This is a genomic window from Herbidospora galbida (assembly GCF_005233835.1).
In the GTDB taxonomy this organism is placed as follows: domain Bacteria; phylum Actinomycetota; class Actinomycetes; order Streptosporangiales; family Streptosporangiaceae; genus Herbidospora; species Herbidospora galbida.
The window spans coordinates 84660-107722 of the sequence record NZ_SZQA01000003.1 but is presented as its reverse complement, the minus strand read 5'-3'; the positions used below and the strand labels follow the sequence as shown (position 1 = coordinate 107722).

Below are 23063 nucleotides of genomic sequence, written 5' to 3'. Positions count from 1 at the left end.
GGACTCCCCCCACTGGTCGGACAACTCATCGCCCCCTACCCCTCTCCGGTGGCGCGATGTCCGGGAAACCTTAACTTTTGTCCTTTATGTCCGCTTGGAGGCATGGGCGGCGTCCGCTCGGGCAGTGGGCTCCTCATGACACGGAACAGACACGGCCGGCCGCGTTCGTGGATCTACGCCGGCGTCTTCCTGGCCGTGTTCACCCTGGGCGGCGTCGGCCTCATCATCGGCTCGGCCACGCTCTTCTGGACCTGCCTGATCCTGCTGGTCGTGCTGCTGCCGGTGGGCAAGCTGATCGGCGTCATGGACGACACCGTCATGGCCCCGACCGACCCCGAGGAGCCGGGCCACGGCTAGGCCGTCGTTTCTCCTGATCAGAGGCGGGTAGGCCGATGACATCATGTCTGCGGGCTACGAGCGAATGCTGGCCGGCCTGATCGAGAGCAGTCATCTGCGCACCATCGACGACCTGCCGTCGCTCCTGGCCACCCACACCCCGCAGGCGGGGTTCACCCATGTCCTGATCTACCTGGTCGACCTCCAGCAGCAGACCATGCGGCTGCTGAAAGGGCCCGGGGTCGACCTGACCGGCGTGGCGGAGGAGCTTCCCGTCGAAGGGGGCCTGCCCGGCCTCGCCTTCCAGGAGGTCCGCACCCTCGTCCAGCGCGACGAGACGGGCGAGCCCCGACACTGGTGGATCCCGATCCTGAACGGCACCAGCCGGCTGGGCGTCCTGCGGGTCGGCACCGGCGGCCCCACTCTCGACCACATGTCCGCCCGCCACCTCTCGTCGGTGGTCGCCCTGCTGCTGACGAGCATGCACAGTCAGAGCGACAGCTGGGCGCGCATCGTCCGCACCCGCGAGATGAACGTGGCCGCCGAGATGCAGTGGCGGCTCATCCCGCCGCTGACCTTCGCCAACGACCGGGCGACGGTGTCGGGCATGCTCGAACCGGCCTACGAGGTGGGCGGCGACGCCTTCGACTACGCCATCACCGGCGACGTGCTGCACGTCTCCGTCTTCGACGCGATGGGCCACGACGTCTCGGCCGGGCTGACGGCCAACCTGGCGATAGCGGCCTGCCGCAACAACCGCCGCCAGGGCGCGTCGCTGGCCAAGAACAGCGAGGACATCGAGGCGGTGCTCATCGAGGAATTCGGCCGGGCGCAGCGGTTCGTCACCGCCGTCATGGGCGACCTCGACCTGCGCACCGGCCTGTTCAGCTGGGTCAACCGGGGCCACCCCCCGCCCATCCTGCTGCGCGGCGGGCGCTGGACCACCACCCTCGAATGCGCGCCGGCCCACCCGATGGGCCTCGACCTGGGCCTGCCGGTCACGACGTGCCGTGAGCAACTGGAGCCCGGCGACCGGCTGATCTTCTACACCGACGGGATCACCGAGATCCGCGACGCCTCGGGCCGGGAGTTCGGCGTCCACCGGTTCGTCGAGTTCGTCATCCGCAACAACCAGAGCGGCCTGCCGGTGCCCGAGACGTTGCGGCGGCTCATCCAGGCCGTGCTGGCCTACCACAAGGGCGTGCTGCGCGACGACGCGACGGTCGTCATCGTGGAATGGCGCGGCCCCGAGGCCGATCCGGAACTCGAACGCGCCGACTGGCCGATTCCCCGCACGTAAACGGAAAGATGACCGCCATGGGCATGATTCACATCGACCTGTTCGCGACGCTCGACCTGGTCGCGCAGGCGCCGGGCACTCCGCAGGAGGACCCCGAGGGCTTCCCCTTCGGCGGCTGGCAGGCGCCCCTGTTCGACGACACCGTCGGGCGGCACGTGGGCGCCGGCATGGCGGGCATGGACGCCCTGCTCCTCGGCCGCCGCACCTACGACATCTTCGCCGGCCACTGGCCGGGCCGGGCCGACGGCGTCGACGGCGGCATCGCGACCCTGTTCAACACCATCCCCAAGTACGTCGCCTCCCGCGGCGAACTGGAACTCGACTGGGCCGGGTCGATGCAACTGGGCCCCGACCTGGTGAACGCCGTGCGGGAACTGCGCGCCACCCACGAGCACGTCCACGTGATCGGCAGCCTGAACCTGGTGCAGACCCTGCTGCGCGAGCGCCTGTTCGACGAGCTCAACCTGTGGCTCTTCCCGATCGTGCTCGGCGTCGGCAAGAAGGTGTTCGACGGGGGCGCGGTCCCCGCCAACCTGATCCTCCTGGAGCCGCCGGTCACCTCGGCCAAGGGGGCGGTGCTGCTCCGCTACGGGCTCGGCGAGGGCGTCCCGGCCACCGGCGACATGGGCGACCGCACCTCCTGAAGCCCGAGCGCAGATGTTCAGTGCAGATGTTCATGGTCCGTTTGACGCCTGGTTCTGCTTTGGCGGGCTGCGGGGACTTCGCTCATCCCCAGCGGGTGTCTCACCCCGCATCACGAAATTTCGGAGGTACTTGTGCCCAGCACAAGGTGGCCCGCCCCCGCCCTCGCCGCCGCGGCGGTCATCGCCATGCTCGGCGTGACGGTCCCGGCAGCCGGCGCGGCGACGTCCAATGATGTGAACCTCGGCGCCCCCTGCTCGGCCGACGTGGGCCTGCGCGGCTTCACCGACAGCCTGGACAAGAAGACGTTCGGTGGCACCCCCGTCGGGGGCCTGTCCGCCATCGCGCTGCTCGGCGACGACCGGGCCCTGGCGCTGTCCGACAACACGGGCACCGTCCCCGCCCGGGTCTACGACCTCGCCCTCTCCGGCGACGACACCCAGGTCGTCGGCATGACGACGCTGAAGCGGCCCGACGGCACCGCCTACAACGGCACCGACTTCGACGGCGAAGGGCTCGTCGTCGAGCCTCACGGCCACACCGTCCTGGCGAGCTCCGAGACCGAGCCGTCGATCCGCCGCTTCCGGCTGTCCGACGGCGTGCAGACCGCCTCGTTCGAGGTCCCGGCCCGGTTCCGGATCACCCCTGCGGGCGAGTCGCCGGTCAACCTGGCCTTCGAGGCGCTCACCACCTCACCCGACGGCACGTCCCTGTACGCCGGCATGGAAGGCCCCCTGCTCACCGACGGCCGTGAGGCGTCGGGCGCGGGCCGCCAGCGGATCCTGCGCTACACCGGCACGCCCGGCGGCGACTACACGCCGGCCGCGCAGTACGCCTACAAGACCGACCCCAACCTCGGGCTGGTCGAACTGGTGGCGCTCGGCGACGACCAGTTCCTCGCGATGGAGCGCGGCTTCACCACCGGCGTCGGCAACACCGTGCGCGTCTACCGGGTCACCGCCACCGGCGCCCCCGACGTCTCGGGCGTCGCCTCGCTGTCGACCCTGACCGACCCGCGCGCCTGGCTCGGCAAGAAGCTGCTGGCCGACCTCGTCGACTGCCCCCCGTCGGGCGCGACCACCAAGCAGCCCCAGCCGAACCCGCTGCTCGACAACATCGAGGGCATGGCGCTCGGCGACCGTCTCGACGACGACACCCGCCTGCTCTACCTGATCTCCGACGACAACAACAGCGCGTCGCAGATCACCCGCCTCTACGAGCTGAGCGTCAACGTGCCCGACGAGGCCACGCTGCGCGACCGCGCGATCCTGTCGGCGACCGACTACCAGCCCGGCCCGATCTCCGGCAACTTCATGCCGAAGACCCCGGTCAACGGCATCACCCCGCCGTTCCCCGGCCAGCCGATCCCCGGCTTCTCGGCGGTCATCCCGCACACGCGCGGCTCGAAGAACGCCAACCGCCTGCTCGGCATGCCCGACAACGGCTTCGGGTCCAAGGACAACTCGCCCGACTTCCTGCTGCGCGCCTACTACATCGAGCCCGACTACAAGTCGGGTGAGATCGAGGTCAAGAGCCACATCAGCTTCCGCGACCCCGACCGCAAGGTGCCGTTCCCGATCGTCAACGGCAACACACCCGAGCGGCTGCTGACCGGCGCCGACTTCGACATCGAGTCGCTGCAGTGGGACGCGAACGGCACCCTGTGGATCGGCGACGAGTTCGGCCCCTACCTGGTGAACGTCGACAAGACCGGCAAGGTCCTGCGCGCCCCGATCCCCCTGTTCGACGGCACCAAGTCGCCTCAGTCGAACGAGCTCGCCCCCGGCGAGGCCCCCTCGCTGCCCGGCAGCGGCGGCTTCGAGGCCATGGCCGCCAGCGAGGACGGCTACACCCTCTACCCGATCCTCGAACGCGCCAAGACCGCCGACCCCGACCAGCGTCGTCGCGTCGTGTACGAGTTCGACGTCCGCGCCGGCGCCTACACCGGCAAGACCTGGACCTTCCGCGTCGACGACCCGACCCTGTTCGTGGGCGACGCCCAGGTCCTCGACGGCAAGCGCCTGCTGCTGATCGAGCGCGACAACGGCATGGGCCAGACCTCGTTCGTCAAGAAGCTGGTCGTCACCGACCTCGGCAAGGCCGACGCGAACGGCGTGCTGCCCCGCCGCACCGCCGTCGACCTGATGCGCATCGCCGACCCGAAGGGCGTCTCCACCCCGGCCCGCCCCAACGAGTACGGCGTCGGAGACCTGTTCTCCTTCCCGCTCCAGTCGGTCGAGTCGGTCCTGCCCCTGTCGGGCGACCGCGTGGTCGTGGCCAACGACAACAACTTCCCCGGCAACGACGGCCGCATCCCGGGCCGCGCCGACGACACCGAAGTGATCGTCATCGACGTGCCGGGCCTGCGCGGCTGACGTCCTTCCGAGAGGAGCCCAGGCCGGCCGGCTGCCCGGCCTGGGCTTTCTAGTCTTCCGACAGGTCCAGGGTGGTCTCCGGAGAGGTCAGGAACGACCATCCCGCTCCGATCCACTCCTTCGTCAGCCGGGCTCCGGTGGCCAGGTCGATCGCCGCCAGCATCGCGGCCCGCCAGCTCTCCCCCTTCTCCCAGTCGAAATGGGGCAGCTGAGTCAGCAGTTCGGGCCACCGCGCCAGGTCCGGCCGCGACTCTTCGACGAACATGGCGTCGAACGACAGCACCATCTCTCCGTCGGCCGCGAAGCTGAGCCGGTTGTTGCCGTTGACGTTCCAGTAGGCGCTGTAGGCCCGCCCGCCGGCGCTCAACCGGGGCAGGACCGGATCGTAGACGCCCTTGAACCCGTTGTATTCGAAGATCTTGGCCACCGGCCCCGAGTGGTCCACCAGCATGGCCCACTCGAAGTCGTCGAAGTATTCGAGACACTCCTCGCCGTCCTCGAACACCTCCGGCCCGTACGCGTGGTAGCCCTCGCCGCCGCTGACGCGTTCGCCGATCTCGGTGAGGGTCAGTGGTTTCTCGTCGTGGGGGACGACGACCGTCCAGCAGATCGCCACCTCCATCCAGCTGCCGCCGAGGAGTTTCCGGTAGTGGTGGTAGACATCGGTCATGTCGGGCACCTTCTCAGACGCGTACGACAAAGATCACCGGGTAGCACCGGCCCCATGGCGTGCCGAATCAGTGAACTGGTGATCGACTGTCGCGACCCCGAGCGGCTGGCCGCGTTCTGGTGTGAAGTGCTCGGCTACGAGGTCCTCGGGCGCGAGGAGGGCTTCATCGAGATCGGCCCCGGCGACGAGGGCCACCGGCCGGTGCTCGTCCTCAGTTCGAGCGACGACCCGAAGTCCGGCAAGCTGCCGCTGCACATCGACGTGAGCCCCACCGACCGCGACCAGGACGCCGAACTGGAGCGCCTGCTGGCCCTCGGCGCCAAGCCGGCCGACGTCGGCCAGACGGGCGAGGAGACCTGGCACGTCCTGGCCGACCCCGAGGGCAACGAGTTCTGCCTACTCCGCCGGCGCGTGACCTGACGCGGCCAGCCGCGCGAGATCGCGCTCGGCGAACCGGCGGTGCTCGACGTGCTCGCGCAGCACCACCCGGAGACAGTGCGCCACCGAGTGCGACTCCACGCCCCACTCGGGAATCAGCTCGCCGGTGCGGACCTGGTCGAGGTCGTCGTCGGTGAGCGCCTCGACGACCCCGCGCAGCTTCGCGCCGCGGTCGGCGTACAGCCGAACCACCTCGTCGTAGGAGGCCTCGATCTCGGTGGCGGCGACGTCGGTCGGGGGCAGGCCGAGCCGGTGGTACGACGCCGTCTCGCCGAGGATCATGCGCCCGACCCACGTGTCGACGGCGAAGACGAGATGCCGCAGCGTCTCGGCGAACGACCACTCGTCGTCGACCCGCTCGTGCCGCACCGCCTCGGGCAGCCGCTCGGCCCGCTCACGGGTCTGCGTCCACAGGCGCTCGACGGTGTCCAGCATCCGGCGGTGGTCGTCGGCGGTCCGGACGTCCCTCGACTGGACCCGCTCCGGATGGCGCCGATCGAGCTCGGCCGCCACATAGGCGGTGACGTCGACGTCGTCGACGACGACCGTGCCGGTCTCCCCGTCGAAGCCGGTGATCCGCAGGTCGGCCACCTGGGAACCGGCGATCCGCACGCCGGTCAGGTCGCATTCACGGAAGATCGCCCCGGTGAGATCGGACTGCCTGAAGACCGCGCCGCGGAACTCCCGGGTGTGGACGTACTCCATCGCGCCATTGTCCCCGGGTAGGGACGGAAAGAGGGGACGTTTCCTGTCTGAGGGGGCAGATCATGGCGAACCACACCACCCGGCTGCGGGAACTGCTGGCCGCGCCGGAGATCCTGGTCGCTCCGGGCGCGTACGACGGCACCGGCGCCCGCCTGGTGCGCGAGCTGGGCTTCCGGGCGATCTACCTGAGCGGCTTCCAGACCTCGGCCAGCGTGCTGGGCCAGCCCGACGTGGGATACCTGACGTCCACCCAGATGGAGGCCAGGGTGGCCATGTTCGCCGAGGTCTCCGGCCTGCCGCTGATCGCCGACGCCGACACCGGCTACGGCAACCCCCTCAACGTCCGCCGGACGGTCCGGGCGTACGAGCGGGCGGGCGCGGCGGCCCTGCACATCGAGGACCAGACCTTCCCCAAGCGCTGCGGCCACATGCTGGGCCGCCACGTCGTCGCCCGGGACGAGATGGTCCAGAAGATCAGAGCGGCCGTCGACGCCCGCCGCGACCCCGACTTCGTGATCATCGCCCGCACCGACGCCCGCACCACCTTGGGCCTCGACGAGGCGATCGACCGCGGCATGGCCTACCACGAGGCGGGCGCCGACCTGCTGTTCATCGAGTCCCCGGAGACCGAGGAGGAGATGCGGCGAATCTGCGACGCCTTCCGGGGGGTGGTCCCGGTCCTGAGCAACCAGATCGAGGGCGGGCGCACCCCGCAACTGGCGGCGCGGGAGCTGGCGGAGATGGGGTACGCACTGGCGATCTTCTCGCTGGGAGCGGGGTTCGCGGCGGCGGCGGGGATGCGCGACTACCTGCGCGGCCTGGCTGACACCGGCCGAGCCCGGCCGGCCATCACCTTCGACCCTTCACATCGACCCAGAGGTCATCTCTCGGCTCACCGCATCAGACGCTGGTCCCATTGAAATCAGCATCTCCCTCGCCGAGACGGGCGCGCCCATTCAGGAACCCCCCGTGACCCCTATCGGCCCGCTCGCTGGGCTGCTGACCAGCGGCCTGCTTGAGCCGGGCACACGGCTCCGCCTTGTGCAGACAAGGGCCAACCGGTCCGCCAACGCGACGGTCCTCGCCAACGGCTCGATCACGGTGGAGGGCAAGAGCAGGGCTTACTCCTCCCCCTCCAAGGCTGCCAGTGCGGTGACCGGCACGCCTGCCAACGGCTGGGTGCTGTGGCGAGTGCCCGACGGGCGCACGCTGGACGAGCTCCGGGACGAGCTGGAAGACGACGGCAGATAGCAGCTCCGTGATCGGCGGCCAGGGCTGATTGCGGAGGTCGCCGTCCGGAACACGGTAGGAGCGACCTCGATTGGAGCGGCACCTCCTCGTGAGGCGAGCTGCGAGAGCTCGCCGAGGAGGAGCAGGAGCGTGGGTCGGCAAGTTCCCGGGCTCACGGACTGACACCCTTCTCATGGTCGTGATCAGCCATCGGCAGCGTGACAAGGCCGCCGCCCTAGTGCCAATCCCAGGGCGTGGGCCTGTCGAGGTGCCCTCCCAACGACCTCAGCCCGCGAGCCGTGCTTCAGCTTCCGGCCCGCGTGATGATCGATCGGAACGCCGTGCGTACACAGAACCACACCCGCCTGCTGTGGCTGGCTATCATCCTCCTGACCGCTGTCATCCTCGGCACTGCAGCCGGCATCCTTGCCTGGATGGGCGGCCTTCCCATAGCGCTGGCCATTCTCACCGGCGGCTCCACCTTCGCGGGCGTCATCGTCGTCTGCCTCGCGGTGGCCGCCTATCTTTCCCAGCCGTCATCGTGACCCACCAACCCGCAGCGCGCGAACCACCCCGCCGCTCCCCGGCTTCGCCGCGTCCAGCAGCGACATGGAGCCTGCCGGGAGGGCCTCATCAGTGTCATGGGCTTGGGGCGACAGCCGCCGAGCGAGAACCGGCCATCATCGATTCTTCCTCTGATGTGGTCGTGACCGCCGCAGGCAGCTCCACCGTGATGCGGATCCCGCCGGCGGCGCGCGGGCTGAGGGTGAGGGTTCCGTCGTGGGCGTGGGTGATGGTCTTGACGATCGCCAGGCCGAGGCCGACGCCCGCGTGGTCGGCGTGGATCCGCTCGGTGCCGCGCTGGAACGGCTCGGTGAGCGTGGCGATCCGTTGCGGGGTGAGCACCTGGCCGGTGTTCTCGACGGCCAGCACCACGCTCCGGGGGCGGACGCTGGTGCTGACCCACACGGCGCCCTGGTCGGGCAGGTTGTGGACGATCGCGTTCTGCACGAGGTTCGTGGTCAGCTGCAGCAGCAGCGGCGGCGATCCGACCGCCGGGGTGATGTCGCCGGAGGTCTCGACGGTGACGCCGCGCTTCTCCGCCAGCGGGAGGAGCGTCTCGGCGGCCTCCTCCGCCAGGAGCGACAGGTCGACCCGTTCCCGGGTGAACGACCTCTGGTCGGCCCGGCTGAGCAGCAGCAGCGCCTCGGTGAGCTCGATCGCCCGGGTGTTGACGGCGTGCAGGCGTTCGATGACCTCGCCGGGGTCGTGGTCGGGGTCGGTGCGGGCCAGGTCGAGCAGCGCCTTCGACACGGCGAGCGGGGTGCGCAGCTCGTGTGAGGCGTTGGCCGCGAACCTCCGCTGTTCGGCGACGTGGGCTTCGAGGCGTTCGAGCATGCCGTCGAAGGCGTCGGCGAGTTCGCGGAACTCGTCGTGGGGGCCCGGGAGCCTGATCCGGTGGGAGAGCGAGCCGGTCGTGGCCAGCCGGGTGGCGTCGGTGATGCGGGTCAGCGGGGCGAGCATCCGGCCGGCGAGAATCCAGCCGCCGACCAGGCCGAAGATCAGCAAGAAGACCAGCACCGCGCCCGTGGCCGACGCGAAGTCGCTCAGGAGGGTCGAGCGGACCAGCACCCCACCGGGCACGTTCGTGTATTCGGGCAGGTGGCGCAGGGTGAAGATCCACACGGCCCCGATCAGCAGGCCGCCGGCGAGCATGAGGAACCCGGCATAGCTGAGGGTGAGCCTGAGGCGGACGCTCGTCCCGGGCGCTCTATCCACGGTCTCCGCCCTCGATCCGATATCCGGCGCCGGGCACGGTGGCGATGATCGGGGGTTCGCCGAGCCGCTTGCGCAGCGCCGAGACGGTGATGCGCACGGCGTTGGTGAACGGGTCGGCGTTCTCGTCCCAGGCCCGTTCCAGCAGCTCCTCGGCGCTGACGACCCCGCCTTCGGCCGCGACCAGGACGTCGAGCACGGCGAACTGCTTCCTGGTCAGCGCGACGTAGCGGCCGTCGCGGTAGACCTCCCTGCGGAACGGGTCCACCCGCAGGCCGGCGACTTCGCGTACCGGCGGCCGGGTGCGGGCCCGCCTGCGGTCGAGCGCCCTCAGCCGCATCACGAGTTCCCGCAGCTCGAACGGCTTGGTGAGGTAGTCGTCGGCGCCGAGTTCGAACCCGGAGGCCTTGTCGTCGAGCCGCTCGGCCGCGGTGAGCATGAGGATCGGCAGGCCGCTGCCGGAGGCCACGATGTGCCGGGCGATCTCGTCGCCCGACGGCCCCGGGATGTCGCGGTCGAGGACGGCGATGTCGTAGTCGTTGACGCCCAGCAGTTCCAGGGCGGTGTCGCCGTCGCCCGCGATGTCGGCGGCGATCGCCGCCAGCCGCAGCCCGTCGCGGACGGCTTCGGCCAGATAGGGTTCGTCCTCGACGATCAGCACGCGCACGGTCTCGATGCTACGAACCGGCGCATATCGTCCACGTATCGAAAACCGCATACGCACGGGCAACACCGCCTTCCCTTCACTGGCGGCATGCCTCGAAACCGGATCCTCCACCTCCTCGTCGTGGCCCTCACTGCACTGGTTCCCGCCGCCTGCGCCGACCGGGCGCCCATGGCGGCCACCTCCGTCGACCCCCGGTGGGCCGACGGCGCTCTGCCCGAAGACGCGACGGTGTTCGACGACGAATATCCGGGGGTGGCCAACCTCGACCCCGCCCTCCTGCGCGCCCTGCGCGAGGCGGCCACGGACGCCGGGATCGCCTTCTACGTGAACAGCGGCTGGCGGTCCCCGAAGCGCCAGAACCAGCTGCTCCGTGACGCGGTCGCGCAGTACGGCTCGAAAGAGGAGGCCGCCCGCTGGGTCGCCACCGCCAAGAGATCACGTCACGTGGTGGGCGACGCGGTCGACCTCGGCCCGCCCGACGCCACCTCGTGGCTGGCCGAGCACGGCGCCGGCTACGGCCTGTGCCAGATCTACCGCAACGAGCCTTGGCACTATGAACTCCGCGCCGCCGACCATGGCTGCCCGGCCATGTACGCCGACCCCACCCACGACCCGAGGATGCACCAGTGACCACCACCGAGCGCGCGATCTCGTGGAGACGCGGACCTGTCCTCACGGCGCTGGCGCTGCTGCTCGGCCTGCTGATGCTCCTGCACGCGGGGATCACCGACCGCGGCGGCATCGGCAACCTGGTGGACACCGCGCTGCCGTGGTTCGGCGCGTTCATCCCGCTGCTGCTGGCCGGCGCGCTGCGCCGCCGCTCCGCGAGCGCGGCGCTGGCCCTGCTGCTCCCGGCCGGCGTGTGGCTGGGCCTGTTCGGCGGCCTGCTCCTCGACAAGTCCCAGCCGGGCGGCGACCTCGCCGTGGTCACCCACAACGTCGGCGCCGAGAACGCCGACCCGACCGGCACCGCCCGCGCCCTGGCCGCCTCCGGCGCCCACGTACTGGCCCTGGAGGAGATCACCCCGCAGGCCAGGCCCGTCTACGAGCGGGAACTCGCCGGGGCCTACCCCCACCACACGGTCCAGGGCACGGTCGGCCTGTGGAGCAGGCTGCCGCTGACCGGCACCCGCCCGGTCGACCTGGAGCTGAATGCCGGACCGCTGGCCGACACCCTCCCGGCCGCCGCCAAGGCGGCCGAGAACCGGGCCCTGCGCACCACCGTGACCACGGAGAAGGGCCCATTGGTGGTGTACGTCGCCCACCTGGGCTCCGTGCGGGTGTTCCCCCGGAACGGCTTCTGGACCGACAGCCGCGACCGGGGCGCGCGAGCCCTCACCGAAGCCGTCGCGGCCGACGGGAGCGAGCGGCTGGTCGTGCTCGGCGACCTCAACGGCACGACCGACGACCGCGCGTTCACCGGCCTGACCACACACCTGCGCTCGGCCCAGGAGACGGCCGGAGAGGGCTTCGGCTTCAGCTATCCGGCGGCGTTCCCGGTGGTGCGGATCGACCAGGTGCTGGTGCGCGGCGTACAGGCGAAGAAATCGTGGGTGCTGGCCGCCACCGGCAGCGACCACCTGCCGGTGGGGGCCGTGCTCAGCTGGTGACTCACCGGTGCAGGCAGGCCAGGGCAGCCAGGATCGGTGAAAGGACCGGCGGACTACAGGTGGGGGCGATGCGTTCGGCCGCGTCGTGCCACTACGACCGTGGATGTCGCGCACGGTGTCGAGCGCACGAGTGGCCCCGGTGCTGATGCGCGGGTTCGACGTGCTCGGACGGCCGCCGACGCGGCGGTCCCCTGTTCGTCGACGGCGAGTGCGCAGTTCCTGGGCACCATGCTGCCACCGCATCGGAGGCGAGACGCCTGGATCGCCGACGCCACGGCGGCCGATTTCCGGGTGATCTTCCCCGAGGCGGCTTCGAGCCGCCATACAGACGCGACGACTGGAACCGAGCCTCTAGGCGTCTCGCCAGCGCCGGTAGGTCGCCGCCTGGCCCACGAGCCGGCCGTCGTCGACCAGGTTCCACATCGTCACGTCCTCGATCCAGAACCTGCGGCCCGACTTGGCGATGCGCAGACCCCGGTAGCCCGTGGCGAAGCCGTCGCGGTGCACGGCGTCGAGGAGCAGCTGGCGGTCCTCCCTCCGATCAGGCTCGGCCGAGAGCCGGGAGGGCATGCCGACGAGTTCGGCCCAGTCGTACTCGAAGCAGCGCTGGGCGGTGCGGTTCACGTAGGTGAAGCACGGGTCGTCGGCCGTGTCGTGCGCGAGCACGCAGAAGGGCGCGTCCTCGTACAGCCATCGTGCCGTGGCGTCAGGCCCGCCGAGCGGCGTGCCGACAAGGCGGAGGTGACAACTCCTCAGCAGGTCGAAGAAGTCCGGATTCACGCGAAAGCCATTCTCCGTTCCGATTTCTCTGCCTAGAGGGTAGAGCACTCGCCGGAGTGGTCGAGTCACCGGAAAAACGTGGACGATTCATGAATCCATTTCTGTGGCATCGATTACACGAGATTCGCGAATAATCACATAGATGTCGTCTGCAACGCAACGGCACGTACGTGAGCGCCGATCTGACCTATGCGGACGACGGCTACGCCATGCTCCGGGGCCGGGCCGACGTCCTGATCTCGTGACGCCGTGAGAGCCCATGAAACGGGCGAGTCCGATGGACTCGCCCGTTTCATCAATAGGTGATCGAGCACTGGCTGGACGTGGGAAGAGGCGGCGAGGTATTCGACACGGGCACGTCGATCTCAAAGCCGGGGTAAGCGGACTGGTTCGGGTAAAGGGCGCCGTTCCACGCCACGGGGTGCCACACAGACGCCGAGATCTTTGTCGTGCTCCAGTACCTATAAATGACCGCGCCCGCCGAGTAGGGGAAGTCGATGACCGCCGCCCAGGTGGTCGACGGAGTCGTGCCGGTGTTGGTCAGCTTCGCGTCGATCTGCCACCTGTGCTGCCCGCCGACGGTCCCCCGCCAGTTGGCCTTGAACGTCAACGTGCAGGTGGTGGCGGCGTCAGCGGGGGCGACGACGGCGAACGCACCGAGTAGGGCGGCCACCAGCCACATGGTCAGGCGCCGACGGACGCGTCGTTCTGTCATGGGCCTCTCCTGTCAGGAATTGCGCGCATGGGCGATGAGCGAACGGTACGAGCGGCGTCGAATACCGTCAATAAATGCTGAAAGTTTCAGCTTTTCAATTAACGGCAATTAATTAATATTTCAAACGGTCGGCCGATAAGCGGGCTTATCCTGCGGTCTGGGTCTCCGGCTGCCAACTTCGGCACCGATGAGTATGAAGCTTTCATTCCGCACACGGGGGAGACTCATGCCGTCTGCCTGGCCGAACGCCGACCAAGACGCCACCGCCGACCACACCTGATGAGCAGGCTTACTTGACAGCGCGGAAGCGCTTTCTACGCTGAGGTCCGCACGAGATCGCATCGGTACGACCACGCGGCGGGTCGGCCCGGAAACAAAAGGGAGACGCATGAAACGCATGCGCGAAGCGGTGCTGGCAGCTCTCGTCCTGTGCCTGGCCTCCGCCGCAGCCCTCGTCGGGTTACCGTCGGCCTCCGCCGCGGCCCTCACCCAGGTGACCAATTTCGGCACCAACCCCACGAACCTCAACATGTACCTCTACGTGCCGGACAGGGTCGCCGCCCAGCCCGCGCTCCTGGTGCTGACCCACTACTGCGGCGGGTCGGCCGGGGCCATCTTCAACGGCAACGGGCGCGACTACGTGACCGCGGCCGACAGGTACGGGTACATCATCGTGATCCCGGAGGTCACCCGTACCGAGAAGTGCTTCGACGTGTCGACCTCGGCCGCGCTGCGCCGCGACGGCGGCGGCGACTCCACCGGGGTCATGGCGATGGTCGCCTGGGTGCGTCAGCGCTACAACGTCGATCCGGCCCGGATCGTCGTCAGCGGCTTCTCCTCGGGCGCGATGATGACCAACGTGCTGGCCGCCCAGTATCCCGACGTGTTCGCGGCCGGCTCGGCGTTCTCCGGCGTCCCGGCGGGGTGCTTCGCGACCACGAACGGATCGCTGTGGAACAGCCAGTGCTCGGGCGGGCAACTGATCAAGACGGCGCAGCAGTGGGGTGACCAGGCCCGCGCGATGTTCTCCGGCTACACCGGCCGCCGGCCTCGGATGCAGCTGTGGCACGGCACCACCGACACGACGCTCCACTACAACAACTTCGGTGAAGAGATCAAGCAGTGGACGAACCTGCACGGGCTGAGCCAGACTCCGGCCTTCACCGACCAGCCGCAGTCGAACTGGACCCGGACCAGGTACGGCACCACCTCGACCCAGGCCACGATCGAGGGGATCAGCATCAGCGGGGTCGGCCACCAACTGCCCATGAGCGGCCAGCTCGCCTACGCCATCAGCTTCCTCGGCCTCGACGGCGGCGGCACCTCTTCTCCGTCGCCTTCTCCGTCGCCCTCCCCGTCACCCTCTGGCGGAACGAGCGGCGCGCTGAAGGGCGTCGCGTCGGGCCGCTGCCTGGACGTGAGCGGAGCCTCCCAGGCCAACGGCGCGACGATCCAGCTGTGGGACTGCAACGGCCAGGCCAACCAGCGGTGGACCACGACGTCCGCCGGTGAGCTGCGCGTGTACGGCGGCAAGTGCCTCGACGTGAACGGCGGGGGCACGGCCGACGGCAGCGCGGTGATCATCTGGGACTGCAACGGCCAGAACAACCAGAAGTGGCGGCTCAACTCCGACGGCACCATCACCGCCCTCGGGGCGAACAAGTGCCTCGACGTGTCCAACTACGGCACCGCCAACGGCTCCAGGATCCACATCTGGGCCTGCCACGGCGGCACCAACCAGAAGTGGACCCGAGCCTGACGATCCTCAGGTGCGGGCGGCCTCGGGGGTGAGGCCGGTCCAGCGGCGGAAGGCCCGGTAGAAGGAGTTGGCGTCGTCGTAGGCGAGCAGGTAGGCGATCTGCGACGTGGTGAGGGACCGGTCGGCCAGGTAGCGCCGGGCCAGCTTCTCCCGGGTGTCGCTGAGAACGGCCTGGTAGCTGGTCCCTTCCGCCTGGAGCTGCCGCTGGACGGTGCGCGGGCTGAGCATGAGCTGGGCGGCGATGGCGTTGATCGAGCTCTCGCCGGCCGGCAGGCGCTCGTGCAGTGCCGCGCGCACGCGCTCGGCCGTGGTGGCCGACGCCTCGATCTCCGACAGGCGGCGGCGCAGTTCCGGTGCGAAGAACGTCCACATGGACTCGTCTTCGGTGAGGAACGGACGCGCGGCGTCGTCGGCGGAGAAGGTCAGGCTGTCGGCCTCGGCCTCGCGGATCGGCGTACCGAAATAGGAGGTTGTCGCGGCTGAGGGCGGCGGAGCCCCGCGCATCGCGAGCCGGGTCGGGTGCACCTCGCTCCGGGTGCCGATGCGGGCCAGCGCGACCCAGAACGCGAACTCGCCGGCGACCAGGAGCTGCGGCGGCGCGGGCCCGTCGGGCCAGCGGAATCCGATCGTCAGCCCGTCGCGGCCGGCCGTGACGTCGAGCTGCACCGGGCCGATGAGCGGCTTGAACGCCGCGATGCGCTCAGCGGCGGTACGCAGGTTCGCACTGCACAGCGCCGCGAAGATCGGCGGGTTGAACGCCTCGACCGACAGGGTGCGCCCGATCCGCGCCGCCAGGTCGGGATCGGCCGCCTCGGCGTCGATCGCCGCCCAGAACCGGTAGTACTCGTCGGGCGTCATCGTGACCGGCCCGTGCGCGAAGACCCCGGCCGGCAGCTGGGCCCGCCGCAGCACCCGGGCGACGGAGATCCCGAGGTCGTGCAGGAGCGCACGCGTGCCCGGGTCGAGGGTGAAACGCTCTGACGCCATCCCTCCATGCTAGGTCTCCGCGCCGGTCGTACACATGCCGGAGGCGCCACCCCACTCGCAGAAGACGCCAGCTGTCGTTGGCGCGAACAGCAAGTAGGTAGGCGTCTTCCGCTAGTTCCCTGGCGCGCGGCCGCGCCTAACGTTGGGGACACGGCCACCGAGGCGGTGGACGCGACCACGAGACGGAGACCATCATGGCCAGCACGATCCTCATCACCGGGAGCTCCAGCGGCATCGGCAGGGCGACCGCCAGGCACTTCCACGAGCAGGGCTGGAACGTCGTCGCCACGATGCGCAGCCCCGAGCGCGAGACCGAGCTCACCGCACTCGACAACGTGCTCGTCACCCGGCTCGACGTGCAGGACTCCTCCTCGATCACCGCCGCCGTCGACGCCGGCCTGGAGCGGTTCGGCCGGATCGACGTCCTGCTCAACAACGCGGGATACGGCGCCTACGGCCTGCTGGAGGCGACCCCGATGGACAAGATCCGCAGGCAGTTCGACGTCAACGTCATGGGCGTGCTGGAGACGACCAAGGCCGTCCTGCCGCACCTGCGCGCCAACGGCGGCGGCACCGTCGTCAACATCTCGTCCATCGGCGGCAAGGTCACCTTCCCGCTCGGCACGCTCTACCACGGCACCAAGTTCGCCGTCGAAGGCCTGAGCGAGGCCCTCCACTACGAACTCGCGGCGATCGGCGTGGCCGTCAAGATCGTCGAGCCCGGCTTCGTCAACACCGACTTCGGCGGCCGCTCGTTCGACTTCACCAACGACGAGAACCTCACCGGATACCAGAAGCTCGTCGGAGGGTTCTTCGCCGCCCAGGGCCAGATGAGCACCGGTGGCGACGAGCCGGAGGTCGTCGCCGAGACCGTCTACCAGGCGGTGACCGACGGCACCGACCGGCTCCGCTACACCGCCGGCCCGTACGCCGCCGACCTGCTCGCCGCCCGCGCCGCCACCGACGACGCCACCTTCATCGGCGGCATCAGGCACCAGTTCGGGTTCTGAGTGGACGTCTGCCCGGCCTCACCGGCCGATCGCCGCCTCGACGGTGGGATAGATCAGCAGGAGCCGGCTGAGCCCCAGCACGTTCATGATGTGCATGAGCCGGTCGGAGACCGCCGCCAGGGCGAGTTCGGCGTCGGCGGCGTGGGCCTTGTTGCGGGCGGCGATGAGGGTGGCGATGCCCCGGGAGTCGCAGAAGGTCAGCGCGCTCAGGTCCACGATCAGCCGTTGGGCGGGTTCCAGGGTGATGTGCTGCAACGCCTCCACGACCTGGGGCGCGCTGATGTAGTCGAGCTCGCCGGCCAGCCGCAGCAGCGGCCCGGCGGGGGTCGTCTCCACCGTGAGCTCGATGTCGCTCATGTGGCGTGCCCCCCGCTGAAGGGCATGCTGAGGGCCATGACGGCGGCGTCGTCGTCCAGGCCCTCACCGAAGCCGGCCAGCAACTGCCGCACGGCGGTGATGACCGTGGCGGCGTCGGCGGGCGCCAGACCGGTGGCGAAGTCGAGCAGGGACTGCTCGCCGTACAGGCTCATCGGGTCGGCTTCACGGCTGGTACGCGCTTCGGTCAGCCCGTCGGTGTAGAGCATCAGCGTGTCACCGAGCGCGAGCCGGACGGTCGCCGCGGTGAAGGATGCCTCGGCCATGATGCCCACGAGCAGCCCGCCCGGGGTGTGCAGGTAGGCGGCGCCGCCGTCGCCGCGCAGCAGCAGCGCGGGCGGATGGCCGCCGCTGGCCAGGGTGACGGTGAAGCCGTCGCCGTCGCGGGTGAGCACTCCGAAGATCACTGTGCAGTAGCGCGGGTCGTGGCTTCGATACTGCGCGTGGACGGCCGTGTTGAGCCGATGCAGAACCCCGACCGGATCGCTGTCGTGCACGGCGGCCTCGCGCAGCGTGTGGCGGATCAGCGAGGTGATGTTGGCTGCCTCGGCGCCCTTGCCGCTCACGTCGCCCAGGAAGAAGCCCCAGCGGTCGGGGCCCAGCGGGAACAGGTCGTAGAAGTCGCCGCCGACCTGGTCGGCGGAGGCGATGTGGTAGTGGGCGGCGGTCTGCAGCCCCGGCACGTTCGTCAGCGAGGGCGGCAGCAGACTGCGCTGCAGGATGCTGAGCACCTCCTGCAGCCGTTCGCGTTCACGCTCGGCCTCCTGCCGCGCGCGCAGCAGTTCCTGCTCATAGGCCCGCCGGTCGCGGGCGTCGAAGACGGTGGTGCGGATCAGCAGCGGCTGCCCGTCGGCGCCCTTCTTGACGGTGGACGTGATCAGGACCGGCAACCGGGTCCCGTCGGCCGCGCGCAGCTCCAGCGCCACACCGCCGATCTCGCCCTGCATGCTGAGCAGCGGCGCGAAATGCGTCTCGTGGTAGATGCGTCCGCCGATGGTGAGCAGGTCGGAGAAGGAGCGTCGGCCCACCAGTTCGTCTCTGCGATAGCCGAGCCACTTCAGCAGGGTGGTGTTGACCTTGGCGATCTGCCCGTCCAAGAGAGTGGACAGGTAGCCGCACGGAGCGTTCTCATACAAGTCCTCGGCGCTGTCTTCGAGCAGCTCACCGAAGGTGGCCTGCTGCCGCCGGTCACCGGGCTCAGAGGGTTCCCGCTCCTGCCCGGTGTCGCTCATCATCGGGCGGTGGAGGCGAAGGCGGCGATCGCCTCCAAGGTCGCTTGCGGAGCGCTGAGCTGCGGGCAGTGCCCGGTGGCGGCCAGCGTGCGGCGGGCGCTTCCGGGAATCTGCGCGTGGACGAAGTCACCGACCTCAGGCGGCGCGATGGCATCGTGGCGGCAGTCGAGCACCAGCGTCGGCACCCGCACCCGGGCCAGGTCGTCGCGGTTGTCCGACAGGAACGTGGCACGGGCGAACACCCGGGCGATGTCCGGATCGGTCCGGCAGAAGCTGTTGGTCAGCTCCTCCCCCAGTTCGGGCCGGTCGGGATTGCCCATGATCACCGGCGCCATCGCCGCCGACCAGCCGAGATAGTTGCTCTCCAGCGACTGCAGCAGCTCGTCGATGTCGGCGTGGCTGAACCCGCCGCGGTAGCCGTCGTCGTCGATGTAGCGCGGGGAGGGCGCGAGCAGGATCAGCTGGGCGAAGCGGTTGGGTTCCCGGATGGCGGCCAGCACGCCGATCATGGCGCTGACCGAGTGCCCGACGAACACCACCCGCGACAGGTCCAGCTCCCGGCAGATCTCCAGCACGTCGTCGGCGTAACCGTCCAGGGAGGCGTACCGCTCCCGCCGCCAGGCCGACAGATCGGACCGGCCGGCTCCGACGTGGTCGAACAGCACCACCCGGAAATCGCGGGCCAGATCTGGCGCGATCAGACGCCACATGTTCTGATCACAGCCGAAGCCGTGGGAGAGCATGACCACGGGCCCGTCATCCCGGCCGGTCACCACCACGTTGTTCCTGGCGCGTACGCCGGAGATGTCCACCCTGCTCATCCTGTCAGCCAGGTTGCCCGTGCGGGGCTGATCAGTCCGGGTCGTAGACGACGAATCGGCGCTTCCTGGTGAACCAATCCCAGTCGAACCGCTCTCCCGTGAGACGTTCGGCCAAGGTCAGCCCTGCCGAGGCGAATTCGCGGTCATCTCCCCAGACCAGATCACGCATCAGATCGTCGAGGGCGTCGGGCCGAGCACCTTCACGGCTCGCGGGGCCGTAGGAGACGAGACGAGTGACGACCTCGCCCGCGACGGCGTACTGGAAGGTGCAGGCGGTCGGGCCGACGAACAGAGCCACCGCTTTTCCGTCAGCCGACAACTCCGTGAGCCGGTTCTCTCCCCGCCAACCGGCATCCATTTCATAGGTGAGGACCCATTCGCCGAGTGGCCCGATGAGAGCCGTGCACGGGGTCCCCTCCTCCTCGTGGACTTCGTAGGCGGCTGCGTCGGCGGCATCCCAGTCGAGCATGACCACCCGATCGTCCACCGCACCGAGGATCGCGGCGACGCCGTCGACCGTCTGGCCCTGGCAGCAGGTGAGGCTGATGAGCTCCTCAGGATTCACGGCTGACTTCCCAGACCTCGCCCATAGCCCCCGCCAAAGGCGCGTATTTGACTTTGACGAATACGGGGTGCTTCAAGCGCTTGAGAACCGCGGTCAGATGACGGGCGTCGCAGGCATGGGCGCCCAGGCCTTCGTCGTCCGCCGAGCCCGGCGCGTCAGAGAGCCAGTCGGAGCCGCATTCGGCAGTGATTCGGTTGAACCCGGCCAGTCCGTCATACCGGAGTCGCATCGGCCGGCCGCCCTCCGGAGTGAAGGTCACGATGCCGCTGATGCTGGGCCCCGGAGTTCCGTCTTCGAGATACCTCAGTGTGCCGAAGGCGGCCTTGGGCCTCTCGGTCGCGACGCCGGCCCAGAACTGATGGATCTTGACGGCCTTGGTGCCGTTGTAAGCGACGCGGACCAGCGTGGGGCCGAGGTCGAAAACGAAAGCGAGATCGCCAGGACCACACTTGGTCTTGCCGAGCCCCATGGCGCTGATGGCGAATTTGCCGGCCGTGTCCCTGGCCTCACAGGTGGTCGTTATCCGATAAAAGGAGGCCGAGGAGTAGTCGAGCCGAATCTCCTTGGCTCCGGCCACAGGCTTCAGACGGTACGTCTTGAGTCCGTAGTGCGCCGTGTACAGCGTGGCCGCGCGCGGCACGATCCGGAGCTTTCCCTTGCCGTCCGGCCAGGCCCAGCCGTACGCGACCTTCGGCGAGGAGGCTTGGGCCGGCGCGGCGGTCAGACCTGTGGCAATGAGAACAGCGATAGCGGTGGAGGCTGATAAGCGCACGAGATTCTCCCGAAACACGGAGCTACACGGGACGCACAGCCTACTGACCCGGTATGCCAGGCCCGACCGGCTCGGAGCGCGTGGTTCGAATTTCGACCACTGGGCAGTCTCAGTCGTTCGCTTCGCGGACGTCCATTCCCTGCTCTGCGAAGGCCTTGAAGTCCTGCATATGCTGGAGGGACTGTTTACGGAAGGCGCTGGGCATCAGAAGCCCTATCAGCCGCATCAGCAAGCCGCTGAACCGGTATTCGCTCTCGCTTTCCCAGAGCGTCGTCTCCGGACCGGCTTCGGTCAGCCGCTCGCGCACGGCGCTCCACATTCCGTCGCCGACAATCTCGCGGTCGAAGTGAACGACACTCCCATTCGGGATCCCCTGCAGGTCTGCCGGCTCTCGGCGCGTAATGGTCTCGGTGGCCTCGATCTTCTGCTGCCCCATTTGGAACACGACCCGCGATTGAGTGCCGACCTGCCCATGCACGCCACTCAGGGGCTCGTGCAGGACCAGACCCCGCAGCCACTTCGGCAGGTGTGCCGGGTCGGCGAGCAACTGCGCCACTCTCTCCCTCGGCAAGGCGATCTCGATAGAGACGGTGTACTTCATGGCGGAGCGCTCCCGGTTCTCCGGCGAAACGGACGCATGCTAACAGCCTCGCCTCCTATCGGACGGAACCCTAGCCGGTTAGAGATCGTCCATGGGCGTCTACACCCGGCTTGATCGGTTTCCAAGGTTGTACAGGAGTGTCCAAGGTCATCGTTGGCATCGGCGCTAGCAAGGTCGGTCGCCAAGGGGCTGCCGCGAGGTCGTGGGCAGGCCCCTCAGGAAAAGGTCGGCGTTCAGCGCGGCGACCACCGGTTGCGTCAGGCGACGGCGGGCGTAGACGTGCCCGATCGCATCGAGGGTCACCGCGCACCTCGTAGTAGTCCTCCGCGAACCGCTGGAACGCCTCAGGCGACGGGTCGATGAGCCACGTGGTCATTTACTTTGTCGGGATCGTGAACTTAATCTAGGGCAATGCTCGCGCCCCATAGGATCGCGGGTGATTTCGTCGAGAGGTCAATGCAAGGGAGACCAGTGACCGGGCCGCCAGACGACATCTCACCGGCGATAGAACGACTGGAGAGAAGAAGTTACATTACCTACCTGAGTCGACTCAACGCCTACCGCCGTCTAGCGCACGCGAATATGGCCTGGAATGTTGCTCTTGTTGCATTATCGACTTCGACGGTAATCGCCTCTGTCGGAACGCTCGTCGAAAAAGAGATGTACGGCAAGGGCGGCGACGCCCTGATGGTCGCTTTGGCGGTTTTTTCTCTATCGATCTCACTCGTCGTTTCCGGCGTTGGGTACGGAACGAGGGCGAAGGCGATGGAAGAAAATTATAAGAGAATACAGCAGATTTCTGTCTCGGTGGAGAACTTGAAAGAATACGCCGGTCCAGACAGGCGCGAAAAATACCAGAAGTTGCAAGATGAGTATGACGTGGCGATGACGTCCTCCGAGAATCATACCGCGCATGATTATAGGAGGACACAGTCCATACCACCCCACTCCGGATTCGGCTTCTGGCGCCACGTTCGCGGGTTCTTCGGCTGGCTAGGGCATTTCGCAGCCGTGACTTTTCCTTACATGAGCCTGATCGTTCCAGTCGCGCTTCTCGTTCCGTTCGGCGTTTGGTTCGTCAATGGTCTTTGAATCGTGGATGTCGCGTCAGTTCAAGCGCGTCGAGTGAGCGGCTCGTGCGGGTCGCAGTCCCCGTAAAGACCAATGGGGAGAGGGGTGACCTGGGCTGGGCGTCTCTGCGGCTGTGTCGCCCTCGCGGAGAACAGTGCCAGCAGGTGGAAATGGCTGGCCGGGTGGGTGCCCGGAAGAATCGAACCTACGACACCAAGTTTGGGAAGCACCATGTCGCTGAAGCCAGTTCTGGGCATTGACCTGCAGATGCACGCTTGGGACAGCGTTGCGACTAGAGGCAGCCTTGTGAGGCTGTAGATGTTCGGCCGTCACACGCACAAAGGGACCCGTCGAAGTATCGAATCATCACCGCACGCGAAGATGGCATCGCTATCAGGGGAGTGGTGATCGTACGTGTGCCTTCGGCGGTCCGAGGTGCTCGAAGTGGAGTCACAAGCCGTTGCGGCGGCGTTCCCTTTCCCTCTGGGTGCGTAGCCTTGCCCGCTCAGCGGCCTTGATCCGGGCCCTCTGCCATGGATAGCCATCGCTTCGTCCCGACCGTCCGGTTGCGGGTTCGAATGCGGTCGGTCTCCGGGCACGCCGGCCCGGCGATCACCCCGCGTCAA

The 23063-nt window shown here is 68.6% G+C and carries 26 protein-coding genes; 13 read left to right on the top strand and 13 right to left on the bottom strand.

Annotated elements, in window-relative coordinates; genetic code table 11:
* The first annotated feature begins 135 nt into the window (after positions 1-135).
* From FDA94_RS05455 to FDA94_RS05440, 4 genes are all read left to right on the top strand, one after another.
* Positions 136-357 carry a hypothetical protein gene (locus tag FDA94_RS05455; RefSeq protein WP_137245917.1) on the top strand — a complete coding sequence of 74 codons (222 nt, stop codon included), beginning with the start codon at positions 136-138 and terminating at the stop codon, positions 355-357.
* A 43-nt stretch (positions 358-400) separates the two neighbouring features.
* Entirely contained in the window at positions 401-1636 is a 1236-nt protein-coding gene (locus FDA94_RS05450; RefSeq protein WP_212735194.1) for a PP2C family protein-serine/threonine phosphatase, read from the top strand.
* 17 nt (positions 1637-1653) lie between these two features.
* Positions 1654-2280, top strand: coding sequence for a dihydrofolate reductase family protein (locus FDA94_RS05445; RefSeq protein ID WP_137245916.1), 627 nt, complete (start codon positions 1654-1656; stop codon positions 2278-2280).
* Positions 2281-2412: 132 nt separating this feature from the next.
* Complete coding sequence (locus tag FDA94_RS05440; protein ID WP_212735193.1) at positions 2413-4653, top strand: esterase-like activity of phytase family protein; 2241 nt, start codon at positions 2413-2415, stop codon at positions 4651-4653.
* 49 nt (positions 4654-4702) lie between these two features.
* Here the strand turns inward: FDA94_RS05440 and FDA94_RS05435 are convergent, their stop codons facing one another.
* A complete protein-coding gene (locus FDA94_RS05435; protein WP_137245915.1) occupies positions 4703-5323 on the bottom strand; it encodes a DUF6461 domain-containing protein in 621 nt (206 codons plus the stop codon).
* Between the two features lie 54 nt (positions 5324-5377).
* On the opposite strand from FDA94_RS05435, the gene FDA94_RS05430 reads away from it, so the two are divergent.
* Positions 5378-5743: a VOC family protein gene (locus FDA94_RS05430; protein WP_137245914.1), complete on the top strand. Its 366-nt coding sequence runs from the start codon at positions 5378-5380 to the stop codon at positions 5741-5743.
* Here FDA94_RS05430 and FDA94_RS05425 read toward each other — a convergent pair.
* Positions 5720-6466 carry a DinB family protein gene (locus FDA94_RS05425; protein WP_137245913.1) on the bottom strand — a complete coding sequence of 249 codons (747 nt, stop codon included), beginning with the start codon at positions 6464-6466 and terminating at the stop codon, positions 5720-5722. The two genes, FDA94_RS05430 and FDA94_RS05425, sit on opposite strands and share 24 nt — an antisense overlap.
* 62 nt (positions 6467-6528) lie before the next feature.
* On the opposite strand from FDA94_RS05425, the gene FDA94_RS05420 reads away from it, so the two are divergent.
* The 3 genes from FDA94_RS05420 to FDA94_RS05410 all read left to right on the top strand — a co-directional run bounded on the left by FDA94_RS05420 (position 6529) and on the right by FDA94_RS05410 (position 8241).
* A complete protein-coding gene (locus FDA94_RS05420) occupies positions 6529-7386 on the top strand; it encodes an isocitrate lyase/PEP mutase family protein (RefSeq protein ID WP_137245912.1) in 858 nt (285 codons plus the stop codon).
* A 49-nt stretch (positions 7387-7435) separates the two neighbouring features.
* Positions 7436-7717 (top strand): restriction system modified-DNA reader domain-containing protein, encoded by a 282-nt coding sequence (locus tag FDA94_RS05415; RefSeq protein WP_170990790.1) that lies wholly within the window; start codon positions 7436-7438, stop codon positions 7715-7717.
* A 278-nt stretch (positions 7718-7995) separates the two neighbouring features.
* Positions 7996-8241, top strand: coding sequence for a hypothetical protein (locus FDA94_RS05410; RefSeq protein WP_137245910.1), 246 nt, complete (start codon positions 7996-7998; stop codon positions 8239-8241).
* 94 nt (positions 8242-8335) lie between these two features.
* Here FDA94_RS05410 and FDA94_RS05405 read toward each other — a convergent pair whose 3' ends face one another.
* Together FDA94_RS05405 and FDA94_RS05400 are read right to left on the bottom strand one after the other, a co-directional pair.
* Positions 8336-9475, bottom strand: coding sequence for a sensor histidine kinase (locus tag FDA94_RS05405; protein WP_137245909.1), 1140 nt, complete (start codon positions 9473-9475; stop codon positions 8336-8338).
* Entirely contained in the window at positions 9468-10139 is a 672-nt protein-coding gene (locus FDA94_RS05400; protein ID WP_137245908.1) for a response regulator transcription factor, read from the bottom strand. Before FDA94_RS05400 ends, FDA94_RS05405 begins: the two co-directional genes overlap by 8 nt.
* An 87-nt stretch (positions 10140-10226) precedes the next feature.
* Here FDA94_RS05400 and FDA94_RS05395 point away from each other — a divergent pair, with 87 nt between their 5' ends.
* Positions 10227-10769 carry a M15 family metallopeptidase gene (locus FDA94_RS05395; RefSeq protein WP_170990789.1) on the top strand — a complete coding sequence of 181 codons (543 nt, stop codon included), beginning with the start codon at positions 10227-10229 and terminating at the stop codon, positions 10767-10769.
* Positions 10766-11749, top strand: a complete 984-nt coding sequence (locus tag FDA94_RS05390) for an endonuclease/exonuclease/phosphatase family protein (RefSeq protein ID WP_246059547.1) — start codon at positions 10766-10768, stop codon at positions 11747-11749. The genes FDA94_RS05395 and FDA94_RS05390 overlap by 4 nt, the downstream gene beginning before the upstream one ends.
* 351 nt (positions 11750-12100) lie before the next feature.
* Here FDA94_RS05390 and FDA94_RS05385 read toward each other — a convergent pair whose 3' ends face one another.
* Positions 12101-12529, bottom strand: a complete 429-nt coding sequence (locus FDA94_RS05385; protein ID WP_212735192.1) for an MEKHLA domain-containing protein — start codon at positions 12527-12529, stop codon at positions 12101-12103.
* Positions 12530-12824: 295 nt separating this feature from the next.
* On the bottom strand, positions 12825-13244 hold the full coding sequence (locus FDA94_RS05380) for a cellulose binding domain-containing protein (RefSeq protein WP_137245907.1): 420 nt from the start codon (positions 13242-13244) through the stop codon (positions 12825-12827).
* Between the two features lie 388 nt (positions 13245-13632).
* Between FDA94_RS05380 and FDA94_RS05375 the strand changes: the two genes are divergently transcribed.
* A complete protein-coding gene (locus tag FDA94_RS05375; protein ID WP_137245906.1) occupies positions 13633-15003 on the top strand; it encodes an extracellular catalytic domain type 1 short-chain-length polyhydroxyalkanoate depolymerase in 1371 nt (456 codons plus the stop codon).
* Positions 15004-15009: 6 nt separating this feature from the next.
* Here FDA94_RS05375 and FDA94_RS05370 read toward each other — a convergent pair whose 3' ends face one another.
* Entirely contained in the window at positions 15010-15990 is a 981-nt protein-coding gene (locus tag FDA94_RS05370) for an AraC family transcriptional regulator (protein WP_137245905.1), read from the bottom strand.
* Between the two features lie 194 nt (positions 15991-16184).
* Here FDA94_RS05370 and FDA94_RS05365 point away from each other — a divergent pair, with 194 nt between their 5' ends.
* Complete coding sequence (locus FDA94_RS05365; RefSeq protein WP_137245904.1) at positions 16185-17000, top strand: SDR family oxidoreductase; 816 nt, start codon at positions 16185-16187, stop codon at positions 16998-17000.
* Positions 17001-17018: 18 nt separating this feature from the next.
* Here FDA94_RS05365 and FDA94_RS05360 read toward each other — a convergent pair whose 3' ends face one another.
* From FDA94_RS05360 to FDA94_RS05335, 6 genes are all read right to left on the bottom strand, one after another.
* A complete protein-coding gene (locus FDA94_RS05360) occupies positions 17019-17357 on the bottom strand; it encodes an STAS domain-containing protein (RefSeq protein WP_137245903.1) in 339 nt (112 codons plus the stop codon).
* Complete coding sequence (locus FDA94_RS05355; protein WP_137245902.1) at positions 17354-18607, bottom strand: SpoIIE family protein phosphatase; 1254 nt, start codon at positions 18605-18607, stop codon at positions 17354-17356. The genes FDA94_RS05360 and FDA94_RS05355 overlap by 4 nt, the downstream gene beginning before the upstream one ends.
* Entirely contained in the window at positions 18607-19428 is an 822-nt protein-coding gene (locus FDA94_RS05350; RefSeq protein WP_137245901.1) for an alpha/beta fold hydrolase, read from the bottom strand. Before FDA94_RS05350 ends, FDA94_RS05355 begins: the two co-directional genes overlap by 1 nt.
* Positions 19429-19459: 31 nt before the next feature.
* A complete protein-coding gene (locus FDA94_RS05345) occupies positions 19460-19993 on the bottom strand; it encodes a DUF6461 domain-containing protein (RefSeq protein WP_281286536.1) in 534 nt (177 codons plus the stop codon).
* Positions 19983-20765 carry a hypothetical protein gene (locus FDA94_RS05340; RefSeq protein ID WP_137245899.1) on the bottom strand — a complete coding sequence of 261 codons (783 nt, stop codon included), beginning with the start codon at positions 20763-20765 and terminating at the stop codon, positions 19983-19985. Before FDA94_RS05340 ends, FDA94_RS05345 begins: the two co-directional genes overlap by 11 nt.
* 109 nt (positions 20766-20874) lie before the next feature.
* Complete coding sequence (locus tag FDA94_RS05335) at positions 20875-21366, bottom strand: SRPBCC family protein (protein WP_137245898.1); 492 nt, start codon at positions 21364-21366, stop codon at positions 20875-20877.
* Positions 21367-21777: 411 nt separating this feature from the next.
* On the opposite strand from FDA94_RS05335, the gene FDA94_RS05325 reads away from it, so the two are divergent.
* Positions 21778-22458: an SLATT domain-containing protein gene (locus tag FDA94_RS05325; RefSeq protein WP_137245897.1), complete on the top strand. Its 681-nt coding sequence runs from the start codon at positions 21778-21780 to the stop codon at positions 22456-22458.
* Positions 22459-23063: the final 605 nt, after the last annotated feature.